At 69.6% G+C, this 14,923-nt stretch carries 12 protein-coding genes; 6 read left to right on the top strand and 6 right to left on the bottom strand.

The window, feature by feature from the left end:
- Positions 1-918 precede the first annotated feature (918 nt).
- Positions 919-1,059: a hypothetical protein gene (locus ACLJTM_RS21655; RefSeq protein ID WP_411105294.1), complete on the top strand. Its 141-nt coding sequence runs from the start codon at positions 919-921 to the stop codon at positions 1,057-1,059.
- A 459-nt stretch (positions 1,060-1,518) separates the two neighbouring features.
- Here ACLJTM_RS21655 and ACLJTM_RS21650 read toward each other — a convergent pair whose 3' ends face one another.
- From ACLJTM_RS21650 to ACLJTM_RS21635, 4 genes are all read right to left on the bottom strand, one after another.
- Positions 1,519-1,755 (bottom strand): hypothetical protein, encoded by a 237-nt coding sequence (locus ACLJTM_RS21650; protein WP_411105293.1) that lies wholly within the window; start codon positions 1,753-1,755, stop codon positions 1,519-1,521.
- Between the two features lie 125 nt (positions 1,756-1,880).
- Positions 1,881-3,326: a hypothetical protein gene (locus ACLJTM_RS21645; RefSeq protein ID WP_411105292.1), complete on the bottom strand. Its 1,446-nt coding sequence runs from the start codon at positions 3,324-3,326 to the stop codon at positions 1,881-1,883.
- A 25-nt stretch (positions 3,327-3,351) separates the two neighbouring features.
- Positions 3,352-4,779 (bottom strand): mobilization protein, encoded by a 1,428-nt coding sequence (locus ACLJTM_RS21640; RefSeq protein WP_411105291.1) that lies wholly within the window; start codon positions 4,777-4,779, stop codon positions 3,352-3,354.
- Positions 4,776-5,114, bottom strand: a complete 339-nt coding sequence (locus ACLJTM_RS21635; protein ID WP_411105290.1) for a hypothetical protein — start codon at positions 5,112-5,114, stop codon at positions 4,776-4,778. Before ACLJTM_RS21635 ends, ACLJTM_RS21640 begins: the two co-directional genes overlap by 4 nt.
- A 592-nt stretch (positions 5,115-5,706) precedes the next feature.
- On the opposite strand from ACLJTM_RS21635, the gene ACLJTM_RS21630 reads away from it, so the two are divergent.
- From ACLJTM_RS21630 to ACLJTM_RS21610, 5 genes are all read left to right on the top strand, one after another.
- On the top strand, positions 5,707-7,413 hold the full coding sequence (locus ACLJTM_RS21630; RefSeq protein WP_411105289.1) for an ATP-dependent nuclease: 1,707 nt from the start codon (positions 5,707-5,709) through the stop codon (positions 7,411-7,413).
- Positions 7,414-7,537: 124 nt separating this feature from the next.
- On the top strand, positions 7,538-7,918 hold the full coding sequence (locus ACLJTM_RS21625; RefSeq protein WP_411105288.1) for a hypothetical protein: 381 nt from the start codon (positions 7,538-7,540) through the stop codon (positions 7,916-7,918).
- 154 nt (positions 7,919-8,072) lie between these two features.
- A complete protein-coding gene (locus ACLJTM_RS21620) occupies positions 8,073-8,558 on the top strand; it encodes a hypothetical protein (protein WP_411105287.1) in 486 nt (161 codons plus the stop codon).
- Positions 8,559-8,596: 38 nt separating this feature from the next.
- Positions 8,597-9,118, top strand: a complete 522-nt coding sequence (locus ACLJTM_RS21615) for a GNAT family N-acetyltransferase (RefSeq protein WP_411105286.1) — start codon at positions 8,597-8,599, stop codon at positions 9,116-9,118.
- Between the two features lie 260 nt (positions 9,119-9,378).
- Positions 9,379-9,588, top strand: a complete 210-nt coding sequence (locus ACLJTM_RS21610; protein WP_411105285.1) for a hypothetical protein — start codon at positions 9,379-9,381, stop codon at positions 9,586-9,588.
- 733 nt (positions 9,589-10,321) lie between these two features.
- Here ACLJTM_RS21610 and ACLJTM_RS21605 read toward each other — a convergent pair.
- Both ACLJTM_RS21605 and ACLJTM_RS21600 read right to left on the bottom strand, forming a co-directional pair.
- On the bottom strand, positions 10,322-10,705 hold the full coding sequence (locus tag ACLJTM_RS21605; RefSeq protein ID WP_411105284.1) for a hypothetical protein: 384 nt from the start codon (positions 10,703-10,705) through the stop codon (positions 10,322-10,324).
- Between the two features lie 12 nt (positions 10,706-10,717).
- Positions 10,718-14,704, bottom strand: a complete 3,987-nt coding sequence (locus tag ACLJTM_RS21600) for a polymorphic toxin-type HINT domain-containing protein (RefSeq protein WP_411105283.1) — start codon at positions 14,702-14,704, stop codon at positions 10,718-10,720.
- Between the last annotated feature and the right edge of the window lie 219 nt (positions 14,705-14,923).

Raw genomic sequence — 14,923 nt, 5'->3', positions numbered from 1 at the left:
CCCGCGGAGCGGGTCCCACAGCGCTGCGCGCTGTGCCAACGAACCGCCGCGCGGCGCGCGGCGGGCGCGGCGTTGCCGAGCAAGGCCGGCCGTCGGCCGGGGTCCTCCGCTTCGCTTCGGACTGCCCGGGTTCCGCTGCGCTACCCCCGGGCGGGGCCCGCTGCGCGGGCCCATGGGCTCCCCCGCTTCGCGGGGGAGGTGACCCCGTTTCACGGGGTCCAGGCCTTCGGCCTGTTGGGGTGTCCGCTTCGCTCCCACCCCGGCCCTTCCGGCTTCGCCTCCAGGACCAGGGCCCGCTTCGCGGTCCCGGCTGGCAGCAGCGAGAGGGGTACTGCCTTCGCTCGGCTGACGGTCGGTGGGGAGTCCCCATAAGCAGGGTAAGAACCTCTCCGCACGGGCATCCACGGCGGGGTTCCTCGGTCGGTTGCTGGTTTCCTGCTACGGGGTCTCATGGGCCTTCACCGAGAGGCCGTCGAGGGCCAGGTTTCATCCTACCTGTGTGTGCTTCATTCTGGTGCCCGGATAGATACGGGAATCGGTCCGCTACGGCGATCCGGGGTACAGCGGGCGGGTCCGCCTACGTGTACGCGGCGAATGCGAACACGGCCTCGCAGCTGGGCCGCTGACTGTCCCTCATGCCCTGTGAAGCTGCGGGTCTGCTGGAAGGCCAGTGTCATCGAGGTGACGCCGACCGGTGCAACGAGGTGACGGATTCACCGTCCGGCAGTCAGCGGTGCTGACATCCTGCATGAAGGTGTCGTCGCCCTCGGCTGCAGACCCCGGGCTCGGTGCGAAGCCCGCGGGAGACCCCGTACTCCTCCGACGGGCCCCCAGCGCAGCCGGAGCCCCGGGCGGCGCACTGCGGCGTGAAAGCGGCCGTACGGCCCGCAGGGCCACGGCGAAGGCGCCCATGACTCCATGTCCGGACGGGGCGCAGCAGCCTGCCAGACGGGCGCCCAGGCCCTCATGCAGTACCTGGAGCGGGAGGTCGTCGGTCTGCTGGGGCGCGGCCACGTCGAGCGGCTCTCGGACAGTGACAGGACACGCGCGCGGGACTGACGGGAACTTCCGGGGTGTTCACGCGCGGGGTAGCCGTGCCCGGCAGGCGGGTACTCCCGGCCCGGCAGCTCCGCCACCCCGTACAAGACGATCCGCTCGAACTCCGACAGCTCCCCTCCCTGCCCGAGACCGTCGTCGGCGGCCTCGTCGATCGCCTTCAGCAACCGCATCGACCGCTCCTGGTCCGCCTTGGCCCGCGCCGAGGACAGCGGCGGCGTGGCGATGTCCGGCGCCGGCTCGGCAGCCTGCGGAAGGTGCAGGGCGCCTGAGCGCCACGCACCGCCCAGCACCACAATCCCGGCCAGCAGCGTCAAGGCCAGGCCCACGACCTCGTACCCGGACCACTGCGCCCACCAGCCGGTCGTGGCCAGCCCGGTCCCCGCCAGCGCACTGCCACCAGCCCGGCGCTGCCTGCCCGTCATCACCATCCGCTTCCCCCTTCCTCGCAGTTCTCGCCGGTCATGCTGTGGGCCCGGCGCCCGCCTCGCGGGCCGCGTGCTGCTGGACTTCCTCCGAGGGCCGCACCAACGGCCCCGCCGGAGACGGCCCGGTGCCCGGCCGCCGGTAGACCAGGGCCCGGTAGATGGTGGCCAGGGCGACGAACCCGCTCAGGGCGGTCAGGACATAGTCCGCCTGCTCCAGGCCGACCTGACCCGCCCGCCAGCCCAGCACCTGCATGGGGACGGCGATCAGCATCCCCTCCACTCCGATCCGGTCCCGGCCGGTGGGCGCCCACCGGCCCGTCCGCGCCCGTACGCGATCCGTCCACACCCGGAAGCGGACACCGCGCCCGCGGCGTCCGAGTGTGGGAGCCGCCGCCGTCACCGCGTACGCCCCGCACCCCTGGCCGGTGCGACCTGCTGCCGGTGAGCAGGGACGGCAGCTTCCGTCGGGGCCTGCTGTCCAGGGGCCGCGGCGGCGGGCGTGGTGGCGGAGCGGGATCGGGCCGCCGTCGGGGAGACGCGGACCCGGGACACGGGCGCGGCCGGAGTCGAGGGCGGTGTCGTCAGCGAATGCAGGGTCGCGTCCACGAGACGGCCGACCGTGGTGGAGCCAGAGGTCTCCTTCCAGGTGGTGTCGGTCCCCAGGCGGGCCAGGTGCGCGGCAAGGAGACCGGTGCCGCCCTGGTCGCGGATCTGGTCCATGCGGTGCGCCAGCAGCGGCCACTGACGGGAGCCGACCAGGAGACCCGCCTCCGACTCGGGGAGGACGTCCTTGACGACGCCGACGATCGCGGCGTGCGCGAGCCGGTTGACGCCAAGCTGTTCCAGCGCCTTCGCGCGGTCGCCGAGGTCCAGGTCCCGGGGCACGTTCAACCCCTCGGTCAGCGGGCCCCAGGAGCGCTTCGCGTCCGTACTCGCGGGTGGCGCCCACGGGTCGGCGGCCTCCCGCACCGGCGCAGCAGCGGGGGCGGGGGCGGGGGTGGGCGCGGTGCCCGGAGCCGGGGCGGGAGCGGGTGCGGGTACGCGTCCCGCCGGAGGCGCGCCCCACGGGTCGCCGGAGCCGCCCATGCGCGAGGCCAGCCCGTCCCGGGCCGGCGGCGCTACAGCACCGGGAGCACCGGGAGCAGCGGGAGCGGGGGCGGGAACGGGGGCGGTGGTGGGCGCCGGGGTGGCCGGGGCGGCGGTGGGCGCCGGGGTGGCCGGGGCGGGCGCGGGTGCTTTGGCGGCGGCCGCGGTGGTGACGGCGGCGACGGCCTGGTCGACGCCCGCTCCGGCGGCGTGCGCGTCGAGGAGGATCCGGGCCACGTCGATGCCCTTGGCGTCGAGCTGGCCCATCGCGGCCGCGATGTCCGGCCAGGCCGGGGAGGCAAGGATCGCGTCGCGCACCATGCCCTCCGGCATCGTGGACTTCAGGAGGTCTGCCCACCGGTCGGTGCCCTCCGCCTTCGTCCGGGCCGCGTTGGCCACGACGGCCTGGTGGACTGCGGCGGTCATGCGGCCCATCTGCGGCAGGAACGTGCCGAGGTCGACTCCGGCCTGCTGGAGGCCGACGAGCTGGCGGGCCATCACCGGCCAGTCCGCGCCCGCCATCAGCTCGGCGAGGATGTCGTCGCCGAGGACGCCGCGCAGCTGGTCGGCCGACCAGCCCGGGGCCATCTTCTCCGCGTCCTCGCTGAGTTCCTCCTCCTTGCCCGTGATCCGTTTTTGGGTGGCGCGGCGGACCGCGTCGGTGATGGTCATCATCAGCCGGTAGGCCATCGCGGCGGTCTGCGCGGCTTCCCCGAGCGCTTCGGAGAACGGCTCGGGCTGGGGCGGGTACGTCATCGGCAGGAGCTCCCTCAGTCAGGGGTCAGCGCGTACGGGACGGGCCCGGCCGGCCGGGATCCGGGCGCGGCCGGACCGATACACCGGTAACAGGCGCAGCCCCGGGCAGGCCACGGCCCTGTGTGCGCACCACCCGACCGGTACGCGGCTTCGTGGTCGGGGGCGGGGTGCCGGTCAGGCCGGCTGCTTCCCGCAGCAGGACGGCGGCTTCGGCAGCGGCTTTCGCCTGCGCGCGGAAGGCCTGCGCCCGGTGCCAGTCGGCGGCGGCCTCCACCGCCTCCACGAGGGCGAGCAGCAGCGTGAGGACGACCGCGGCGCCGCCGCCCCGGGCCGCGCGCGGGGCCCGCTCCAAGGCCCGGGTCGAGGCGCGCCATCCGGCACGGGCGCGGCCTTCGAGGGAGCGGGCGCCGGGGGCGCGGGCGGCCTGCTCGAAGGCGTCGGCCGCTGCCTGGACGCGGTCGCGGACCAGGGCCGGAGCGTGGGCGGCGGCCACGGCCAGGAGGTCACCGAGGGCGGCGACGTCGCCCGCGCCTTCGTCCTGCCCGGCGCGGCCCAACAGGGCGGACGCTTCCCGGATCCGGTGTTCGGCCAGCGCCCACTCCGCCGGGGTGACGAGCGGGTCGAACCGCTCGCGGACCCGGGGCAGCGACAGGTCGTAGGCGAGCGTCGAGCCCGCGAACCAGACCGGGCGGGTGCCGCCGTCGGCACGGTCCCCCGGCAGCGCGACCGAGTACCCGACCAGGGCGCCGTCGTCGCCCCGGCGTTCGCGCACGCGCAAGCCCGCGTCGCGAAGCCGGTCAAGGAAATCCGTGTCGCCGTGAGCGAGGGCGGCGGCCTGGCGGACCGTGCGCTGCAGGGACTCCCGGGCGGTCTCCGTCAGGCCGCGGCGGGCGGCTTTCTCGGCCTCGCCGGTGACGGGGCGGCGGCGCGCGGTGCGGTCCAGGGGCGACATCGGGGTGAGGCCCCAGCGGGCTTCGAAGACGCGGGCGGCGGTGTGCATGTTGAGGATGTCGCCGCGCACGCGGGGGTGCCGGCCGTCCTGGCGGGCGAGGGTCGCCAGGATGTGGATGTGGTCGTCCGCGTGCCGTACCGCGACCCACCGGCAGGCCTGCTCGTCGCCGCGGGCGGCGATGCCCGCGGCGTGCACCATGGCGGCGGCGACCTCCGCCCATTCCTCGTCCGACAGCAGCCGGTCGTCGGCGTGATTGCGGACCGAGATGTGCCACACGTGTTCCTCCGGCTTTGGTCCGCGCAGCGCTTCGACCGGGGCGTCCAGGAGGAGCGCCAGGTCGGCGAGCGTCATACGGGCCGGGGTGCGGGCAGGGCACGGCAGGTCCGGGTCCCAGCCCGCGACGAGGTGCGGGTCGACGTGCTCGTCGCGCTCGCCCGGACCGAAGAGGTAGTCCAGGAGGTCGATCGTCGTCGAACCCGTCTCCGCCTTCTTCGGCATCACGACCGCGGGCGCCTCTCCCGCATCACCGCGACCGTCGCCGCGTCGAGGCGGGCCACCGCCTTCAGCGTCTCCTCCACCACGGTCGCGGCCGACTCCGGAAGGCCGGCCCCGGACGGGCCGGTGACGGTCAGCGAGCGAAGCGCGGCGACGGTCTCCCGCAGGTGGACCCGAGCCTGGACCAGCTCCCGCAGTACGTCCCCAGCGTCCCGGGAGACCGGCACCAGCACGTGCTGCGCGACCGCCATCACCTGGCGCCCGGCCCATGCCGCCGACGCCATCCCCTCGCGTTCCGCAGCGGTGCGCACGACGGCCAGTTCGGTGTCGCTGAAGGACACGTAGAAGCGCTTCTTCCGTGGTTCACCGGCCTGGCGTTCACGACGCCGCCCACCCGTATTCCCGTCCGCGCCGACTGCCACCCAAGGCCCCTCATAATCCGTGCCAGCCGATACCGGCTTTCCGGCGCCCCGGGGGCTTACTGCCCCCATTACGTACTAACTGGCTGCCAATTTCTAATGCCTGAAAAATGGTGCAGGACCGTGCGACCGCGAGCCGGGAAACCAGGCGCGCCGACACCGGACATCACCCCCACCAACGACCCCGCACCCCGCCCCGACACCCCCGCACCGCACCGCGCCACACCGCAACCGCGCCACACCGCAACCGCGCCACACCCGCCACCCACACCACCACCACCACCACGCCACACCACCACGCCACGCGCCCCACCCCCACCACCCCACCCCCACCACACCGGACACAAAGAAGCGACGACCACCCCGCGGTTGAACTGCAACTACCTCGCAGCGGACACATCGGTTGCCGCCACCAGACGGCGCCGAAACACCCGTAGCCGGGCGTCTGTGTCCCGGTAAGCTGCCTCGCCAGGAGGGCGGCGAAAACGCCGATCCAGGCGTACGGGGGGGTCTTGTGGCAGTCACGTTCGCAGTCGCCGAGATCAATCTCACCGGAGATGTCACGATCCATCCGCCGAAGAACGGGATGACTCTCTTCATCGGCCCCAACAACAGCGGTAAGTCCCTGCTGCTTCACGAGCTGGCGCCATTCGTCACCAGTCCCGGGATGGTGGCGAGCAACCCCCACTGGGTGCGCACTGCCCGGTCGGAGGCCGAAGGCAGCGGGAAGGAGTTCCTCGCGTGGCTCAAGGAACGGGGACACCGGTCCTGGCAGCCAGCCTCGGACAGCGCGGTGCAGTACCGAACCGGCACCGGGGCGGCGCTCCCGCTGGACATGCTCTCGCAGTGGTGGGAACACGGGCGCTGGGACCAGTTCAGCGGGCTGCTGACCCAAGCACAGTGGACCGATGACCGCCTTCGGGTCGAAGCCCAGGATTCCCTGTGGGACTTTCTTGAGCCCGGGCACTCCCCCGTCCAGCACCTCTTCGAGGACCGTGACGCGGAGCGGCAGTTTTCCGACCTCATGCAACAGGCGTTCGCCGAGCCGGTCGTCGTCGACCGCTACGGCCCTTCGATCACCCTGCGCGTGGGCGACCCGCAGGTAGCCGAAGGAGCCCCTCCGCCGGCGCCCGAAGTGGTCTCAGCCTTCCGCCGCCTCCCGACCGTCGAGTCGCAGGGCGATGGATTCAAGAGCTTCGCCCAGCTGCTCCTGCACACCATGGTCCGCCCCGCACCCGTGGTCATCATCGACGAACCGGAAGCCTTCCTCCACCCTCCTCAGGCGCGCCTCCTGGGTCGGCTGCTCGCGAGCATGCCGGGGCCCTCGCAAGTGTTCGTAGCCACGCATAGTGCCGACTTCCTCGCTGGCGTCCTCGACGCGGAAGCCGACCGCGAACTTGCTCTCGTGCGCCTCGACCGCAGCGGCACTCCAACAGCGAGGGTCCTCGAACCAGGCACCGTCCGGGAGCTGCTGCGTACTCCACTGCTGCGCTACTCCAACATCATCTCCGGGCTGTTCCACGACCGCGTCGTGCTCTGCGAGTCCGAGGGTGACTGTCAGTTCTACGCAGCCGCCTTCGACGCCACGAAGGACCCGGCGAAGCCGGAGAACACCCTCTTCCTGCACACCAACGGCAAACCCCGCCTCACCGCTACCGCCGACCGCCTGCAGCAGTGCGGCATCCCGACCGCCGTCATTGCAGACCTCGACTTCCTGCGCAACAGCGTCGACGTCCGGAATGCTGTCACCACACTCCGTGGGTCCTGGGAGGACGTCTCCAGCGACGTCAAGACTCTTAACGACCAGGCCAACCAGAGCCGGACCACTCTGACGGTCGCCGAGTTCCGCAAGCAGATGAACGAGGCCATCGGCAGGGCCAGCGAGGGCAATCCCCTCCCGGCAGCAGCAGCCTCCAGGATCGGCGACCTGGTCAAGGCTTCGAGCGGCTGGAAGCACCTCAAGAAGGCCGGGCTCAGCGCGCTCAACGGGACGAATGCCCACGGGGCAGCCACACGCCTGATCAATGCTCTGGCCAAGCTCGGTGTCTTTCTCGTTCCTGTGGGCGAACTCGAATGCTGGGTCCCCAGCATCTCCGCAAGCAACAAGCTCGCGTGGCTGGAGACCGTCTTCGCGCAAGGACACCACCTGAGCCCGGATCCTCAGCTGACAAGTTTCTGTGTCCAGATCCGCAAGCATCTCGGAACGTGGACTGAGGCATAGCTCTCACGGGCGGTCCTCCCCGCCTACGGCGGCACCGCCCGCTCATCCATGGTGAGACCCAGAACTGGCGCCAGGGAACCGCAACCTCTCAGGGAACGTCAGCAGCAAGGAGCAGCAGCCCCACGTGATCAACAACCACGACAGCACCCGTCGGCAGGGCCTCGATACCCGAACCGAGCGCGTTCCTCTGTCGCCCGATCAGAGCGCTGCGCTCCTGCGAGATCGCCACCGGCGCTTCCTCTACCACCCCGTCGCTCTTCTGGGCATGGTCACTGCCGAGACCCGATGGACCGAAGACCAGCCAAGCCCCGATCCGGAATTCGTAAAGGCCGTGAAAGCGAACATGGCCTCGGTCGGGCTGCCCCTGCTGGGGCACGTCACCGTGGACCGGGATGGCGACCTCAAAGCCCGGCTGGAGCGCGATCGCAACCCGTCGACGGTGGTCACGGCACCCCTTGATCACGGTGTGTTCGCGGCAGCGCAAGCCATCCACGCGCGCCGCTGACCCGCACAGGCGGTGGGTACTTCTTCGCATCAGCTGCGCATCGGCCCGGCGGAGACAGCAGGTCCGTTTCTTCGGTGAATACGGGCACCCGCACCAGTGAGTTGTCCACCGAAGGCCTGTTGTGGCCGGGGCCAAGCCCGCTACACCCGCCTGTGTGATCAAGAACCTGATGCTGCGTGGCCTGCCCGCGCTCGCCCTCTGCGCCCTTCCCGTCCTCGCCGCACCGGCCGCGAACTCCGCCCCTACCACCACGGCCGCACCGGCGGCCGCCGGTGTGGCCGGCCCGGCCGGGGTGCTTGCTCCGCTGCCGCTCTTCGAAGCGATCGACCGGCTGCCCGTGGCCGCCGAGCACCGCGAGGGCTACCAGCGGAACCTGTACAAGCACTGGAACCGCGGCTTGAACGCCGGGGACGGCTGCGACACCCGCAAGGAAGTCATCCTCGCCGAGGCCGCGGTAGCGCCGGAGGTAGCGGCCGGATGCAAGCTGACCGGCGGATCCTGGCGCAGCGCCTACGACAACGTCGTGGTGACGGACTCGGCGCGGCTCGACGTCGACCACTTCGTGCCCCTCGCCGAGGTATTCGACTCGGACGAGGCGGTGGAGTGCCCTGAAGCGCGCCAATCCGTGGCGATACGATGATCAGCGGCTGCTGGATCGGCGTATCCCGGGGAGTGCGCTTGAGCGACATGACGGTCGGTGCGGGCGGTTCTGAAGAGGTGGAGGACTTCCTGGGGATGCTCCACGACTACAACTCATGGCTCGTCCTGGCACGGCACCCCCACCTGTACGAAACGCTGGAGTGGGAAGACCCTCCGTTGATCGTCAAGCAGGTGCTGGGCCACACGCGGGCCGGACAGACACGGATCTGCCGGGACCTGCTGCGCGTTACGGGTGGCTCGGTGCTCACCGACGAGGCCCCAGAGTTCGTTCCGCCGGTCGACCACCCTGAGCTCTACCTGCATCTCCTGGTGACCAGGATGAGGCACCGGCAGCTCAGCATGGCGGCCCTGGTTGCCGATGCCCAGGCCGAGGCCTACCGGTGTGGCGCACGACTGCTCCGGACGCACTGCTGGGCCGGCGAGGACGGCCGCCTGGTGCGCGAGTACGAGGAGCTGGGGTTCACGGCGACCCTGGAGTTCGAGGTGCTGCGTTGGGACGGGTCGTTCTGGCCGGGCCAGGTGTTGCAGATCCGGCTGTGACGGTCAGCCCTCCACCCTCAGGTCGGTCGGCATCGCCCAACACATCCTCAGGGTGTGTTCCCAGGTCGCAAGCAGGGCACTCCTGGCTGGGCCCGCCGCCGCACGGTCGAGACGCCTGCTCGGGCTACGCAGCCATTGGGGCAGACAGGAATACCGCACGGTTCGAATGACGCTCCCCGCCAGCTGAACGAGTCCCGTGGTCGGCGGCTCGCCGGGAGGCGTACGCGAACGACCAGGCGTCGCCGGACACGCTGATCGCGGTGTCCGCAGCCTCCAACCGGTCCAAGGCGGACCGGGACCCGGCCGAGTGGCTGCCGTCCGACGGGTCCTACCACTGCACCTACGCGGCGACCTGGGTCGGAACCAAGCTCCGCTGGGACCTGGCCGTCGACGAGACCCAGCGCCAGGCCCTCCTCGGGCTCGCCGAAGACTGCTCCACCACCACCGTCGTGTACGAACCCGCCTCGTAGAAGCGGACCGGCTTCCGTCTTGTTGTCCGGCCACCAGACAACAAGACGGGGTATGAGCCACCAGCTCGTCGCGGAGGGCTCGCAGGCGCAACTACCCCGGCACCGACACTGCTACTGCCCCACCATCTCACTACAAGCGGGGGCGCCCAGGCCGGAAAGGTTCTGCCGCTCGAAGCCTATAGAGCTCGAAGGCGCGATCGGTCATGTGAGTGCGGCGTTGGTGATGACAAGCAGCGCCATTGCGGATCCAGTGAGCTTGAGCTGGCTGACGCGGCCGTCCGTCGCAGTGACCTCTCGGTCCAGGAAGGCGACTGTGCCGGACAGATCTCTGTATGCAAGGGGACTGCACGCACTCCAGAACAGCTCAGCCCGCTCGCCGCCGAGCGAAGTGCGAGTGCCAGCCCGCCGTTCGTCATGGCTTCAAGGTAGTAGACACAGCCGGACGCAGCGGCAGACCTTGAAAGATCATAAAGAACAAGCGCAGTATCCGATCCCGGCCGAGCCCACACAGGAGTCAACGCATACGTCCAGCACGATCCTCCACCAGCCGTCGTCCGCTGGCGCTGCGGTCAAATAGCACCAGGACCCGCCGACTAAGCAGCGGGTCCCAGAGAATACTAAGGAAGTTGGCAGGAACTATACCGAACAGAGAGTTCGGTTTCCGTAACCTGAGAAGACTTCCAGCCAGTCAGAAGCGTCCACGAATCTACCCGCGGGCCCCAATAGGGCCTCACTACTTCTTTGAGACCATCGAGATCCCGCCCATAGCAAGGGAGAACATTCGAGCAAGCGCCCTTCGAACATCCGGCTCTCGATCGAGTCGCTCCAAGGATTCAAACCTCGCCGGATCAAGATCGATCGTGGCAATTCCGCCGGAACCCTCGCCATCGGCAGCCGAGAACAACACAAGGCATCGATAGGCCCGGATAGCATTTCCTCGCTCCTCGCGCATCAGGGACTGGATGAGAACAACTCCTCCTTTAACCTGACTACGAAGAGCGTCCACCGAGGACCATCGAGTTGCCCATCCTCGCTTCTCCGCCTCCAACTGGATCGCGAGCAGCGTTTCGAAATCAATCTGGCAGACACGGAAATCTGGGTCGTTCCAATGAATCATAGGCACGAGCCACTACTCCCCACCATAGACGTCGATACGGATTGGCGTGTTTGGATCGATACGCCCATCCCTGATCCTCGTTTGGAGCTCGTCCCAGCGATGATGACCTCCAAGGATCGTTCCCCCTGGCGAGACGGCGATTCCGTCTCCCTCGGCGGCGTTGTTGATTGCGGCCAAGAGTTCGTCGTTGCTCAGTTCCTCGTGATACCACTGCGACGCTGGATCTCGAGTCGTCTGCCCCTGGGTGTACTTGCCCGCAAGGTCGCCAGCTCTCGCCTGATTCGATACCCACTTCGGGCATGTCCCAGAGTTGTGAACGAGGACCGGAGTCTTACCCGCCAGCACATAGTACGTGTGAAGGTCGTCGACCGTGAGGTTGTAGGCGGGCTGAAGCGTCTTCCGGTGCCGGACCTCAGTTACCTGGACTGCATCTCCGCTGGATGCCAACAGGGTACCGCCGACCTTCAGGTTGGCTGCATTCGTCCACTCCCGAGACCCTACTGACCAGAATGGGTGATGATCCGTCGCTGTGACGGAACCTCCCCCGTCCCGTCCCGCCAGGGTTACATCGGTAAAGTCCCGATCATCCGGCGTATAGATAACTGCCGCAACGCGGCGGGGTCCGGTGATTCCTGTGACGGGATCTGCCGCCTTTACCTTGTCCCCGACTTCAATTTCTTCAATAGGCAGACTAGTACCGTCGCCCATCAACACCGGCGTGCCTGCCGGGAAGCTGTTCTTGCCCACCTTACAGATGGGAACCTTCTTGAGCAGGTCCCTTAGGTCGTTGAAGAGCGCCTTGGCGCCTGGGCCGTACCTTTCAGAATACCGAGCCCATTTGTAGGGCGTGGTGAGCCAGCCTGCGATGGGGACCATGGAGGCACAAGCCAGACCCGCATCCTTCCATACGCCGTCACGGCCCCAGGGATGGAAGAATTCGACGATGCCTTCGATGGCGTATATCGCGCAGTTGGCGCCGTCGGCGAACTCGCCGGGTCCCGGGAACAAGCCGAGGACGTCCAGCACGCCGTGAAGTACGTCGAGGCGGGCTTCGACCGAGATCTCCGTCGGCATTTTGACGAGGGCGCCGAGGAAGCGCACTCCGAGCTGCGTCAGGATGCTCCTGAGCGACGCTGCCTCTTCGGCCTGGCGCTTTTGAACCTCCTTGCTGTACGCGTCGGTCACGTAGCGCTGGACGGTCTGCTGGTGCTTGAGCTGGGCTTCCTGGGCACTCATGCCAGCGTTGGCGGCGGAGCGGCGTGCCTGCTCGGCCGCCTGGAAGGCGCTTTCGGCATAGCCCGCCGCAGCCTGGGAGCTGGCGTAGGCGGACATTGCCGAGTACTCAGCGCGTGCGGCGCTGTTGGCTGCCTGCTTTTCGGCGTTGCGTGCAGTGGTGGCGGATGCGGCGGCGTCGTTGGAGGACTTGCGGGCGTTGTCGGCCGACTGCTTGGCTTGGGTGGCGTGGCCGTTAGCCTGAGCGGCGTACTCGGCGGCCTTGTTCGCGTGTCCGGCGGCGTCGTTGGCGTGGCCCTGAGCGGCAGAGGCGGCCTTGGCCGCGTTGTAGGCATCCTCGTAGGCACGGGCGGCTACCTCGCTGGAGGTAGCAATGATCGCCTTGACCTGGGCGATGTGGGCCTCGTTGAGCTGGTCACGTCGCTTGGCCCGGTGCTGGCCGGACTCCACAAATGTCCGCAGATTCGTGTCCGGGCTAGCGAGGGCGGTCTCGGCCGCGGCCTTGACCTCAGGGGTGCCACCCTCGGCGAGGCGGGCAGCCTCGACCCGGTCGTCCTCCAAGCGCGCCTGATACTGCCCGAACTGCAGAAACTCTTCGAGGGCCTTGGGGTTGGAGTTATGCAGCGCGGCGGTTGCCGCCTCCTTCACCCCACGTCCACCCGCCTCGGCGATGCGAGCGACCTCGACGCGACGGTCCGGGGCCGCGGCCTGGTACTGGCCAGTTGCCAGGAACACCCGCACCTGTTCAACGGTTCCCGCGACCGCAGTGGTCGCGGCGTCGCGCAGGTCCTTGTACTCGCCGTTCTGGGCGATCTGGTTGACCTGCTGGCGGTCGTCCTGCTCGGCAGCCTTCTTCCAGCCGTCGGTGGCAAAGGCGATCACGCCCGCGTCGTCACCGGCGAGTGCGGCCTCGGCTGCAGCGCGAACCCATGGGCCGCGGACCTGAAGTGCGGTCAGGGCCATCTTGCGGCCAGCAATGGCGATCTGGGCGGGAACGGCGCCGGGCTGTTCGGCCTGAGTGGCGAGCTGTGTGAAGTCGCTGTCGAGCTTGACCCTCTCCTGCAGGAGCCGGTTGGCCTCGGTCTTACCTTGGTCGAAGAGGTCCTTGGCGTCGCGGGCCTCGTTGACCTGGCTGTTAGTGCGGGCCGCGACCTCCTCGGCCTCGCGCTGGCGGGCCTTGTCCTGCACCGCCTGCGCCTGCGTGACCGCAGTCCCGGCGCGCTGGGCGGCTGCCATGGCCTCCGCGGCATTGGCCTTGGCCTGGTCTGCGGCGGCTTGGGCATTGCCGGCGTGCTGGGCGGCGTTGCGAGCGGCGGCCGCGGCGTTGCGGGCGTGACCTGCTGCGGAGCGGGCCGCGGCAGCGGACTCGCTGGCGGCGGCGGCTGCGGCATTGGCGTGGGCTCGGGCGGCTTCTGAGGCGCGTTTGGCCTCGGCGGCATGCCGGCGCGCGGAGGCGGATGCTGCGGCGGCCTGGCCGTAGTGGGCGCCGGACTGCTTGGCCCAGTTGTCGGACTCCATCGCCAAATCGGCGGAGGTGTTCATGTCGACGATGGCCGACATGGAGGCGTCCAGCGCGGCGCTGGAGTGCAGGAGGGTCTGGCGGACCGCGTCGGTCGAGTCCGCGATCCGGCTGGCCTCATCGGCTGCTCGCGTGGCTTCGGCAGCGATGTTTTCGTGGACCTGGCCCGATGACGCCGCGTCCCAGGCGCGGCTGGCGGCCTGGGAGGCGTACAGGGCGGCGGTGGAGGCGTTGTACGCGGCGATCGCCGCGGCCTGCGCAGCCGCGTTGGCGGCGCGAGCCGCCGCAACCGCGGTGCGAGCAGCTGCTGCGGCGCGGCGGGCGGACTCGGCTGCTCGGCGGGCGGCGTCAGCGGCCCGCAGGGCGTCGTTCTTGGCGGCCTTGGTCTCCGCGGCCGCCTTCGCGGTCTCCGCCTTGGCGAGAGCGGCGGAGGTCTTGGCCTTCTCGGCCTGTTCCTGAGCGCTCTTCTTCGCCTTCTCCGCGGCGGCTTGGGCGTCCTTGGTCTGCTGGGCCAGGTCGGTGATGGTGGCGTGTTCCTGGTCCTGGGCGCGGGTGATGTGTTGCCCGTAGGTCAGGAAGTCGCGGACGTCGTCGATCGAGCCCTTCAGCGCTTCGCCCGCGGCCCGCTTCGTGGCTGGCCCACCGGCGGCCTCGATCTGGGCGACGCGTACGCGGGCGTCGTCGTCGCGCTGCCGGTACTGGCCCTCGGTGAGGAAGGCCTTGATGTCGTCGAGGGTGCCGCGCATGGCCTGGTCGCCGGCCGCGCGGGTACCGGGGCCACCGCCCTCGGTGATCCGGGCGGCCTCGACGCGCTGGTCGTCGGCGAGCGGGGCCTTCCAGCCATCTTTCATGAACGTGGCCAGCTGCTCGGGCGTGCCGTTCAGCGCATTACGGGCGGCCTCGCTCAGGCCTGGCCCTGCCTCGGTGGCCAGCTTGAGCGCGGCCTCGCGCAGATCGAGCTCGTCAGCGACCTTCTGGCCTTCGGCCAGGTAGGCGCGGAGCTGCTCGTCATTGCCGAGGAGCGCTGATCCAGCGGCCGACTTAGCGGCTGGCCCGCCGGACTTCCAACTCTCAAGGACACGCTGACGGTCGGACAGCGGTGGCGTGCCTGGCTCCTCGGCGGCAGCAGGTGCCGCGGAGACCAGCCCGGCAAGCAGGGCGAGCGGAAGCAAAATGCGGCTGGCTCGGCCAGCGGACGCATATCCCTGCCGCCACAACCTGGCCTGACGGCCTGTGTGGTGACGCACGGAAATAACCCCCCGATATTTCTAGGGCGCCAGCCGAATGGCGGCGCGCGAAAGGGCGCCGCCTCTCGGCGGCGCCAGTTGTTGTCCTTCGTTGCTCGTGACGATCCGCCACCCCACGTTTCGCGGCTCCCCCAGGCCGGAGGCGTGGATTATCACTGAGCACGCACACTGTATTCAGGGCATCGGGGTACACGCAAGAATCGCTTCCATGTTCGAGAT

This window comes from Streptomyces sp. cmx-4-9 (genome assembly GCF_046548835.1).
In the GTDB taxonomy this organism is placed as follows: domain Bacteria; phylum Actinomycetota; class Actinomycetes; order Streptomycetales; family Streptomycetaceae; genus Streptomyces.
This window is presented reverse-complemented; position numbering and strand designations above follow the sequence as displayed.

What these genes read in the sequence shown, in the direction of transcription:
- ACLJTM_RS21650 (WP_411105293.1), bottom strand. Translation starts at nt 1,755, where the DNA reads ATGCTGATCGCCGTCCCCATGCAGGTGCTGGGCTGGCGGGCGGGTCAG.
- ACLJTM_RS21655 (WP_411105294.1), top strand. Translation starts at nt 919, where the DNA reads ATGTCCGGACGGGGCGCAGCAGCCTGCCAGACGGGCGCCCAGGCCCTC.
- ACLJTM_RS21645 (WP_411105292.1), bottom strand. Translation starts at nt 3,326, where the DNA reads ATGACGTACCCGCCCCAGCCCGAGCCGTTCTCCGAAGCGCTCGGGGAA.
- ACLJTM_RS21605 (WP_411105284.1), bottom strand. Translation starts at nt 10,705, where the DNA reads ATGATTCATTGGAACGACCCAGATTTCCGTGTCTGCCAGATTGATTTC.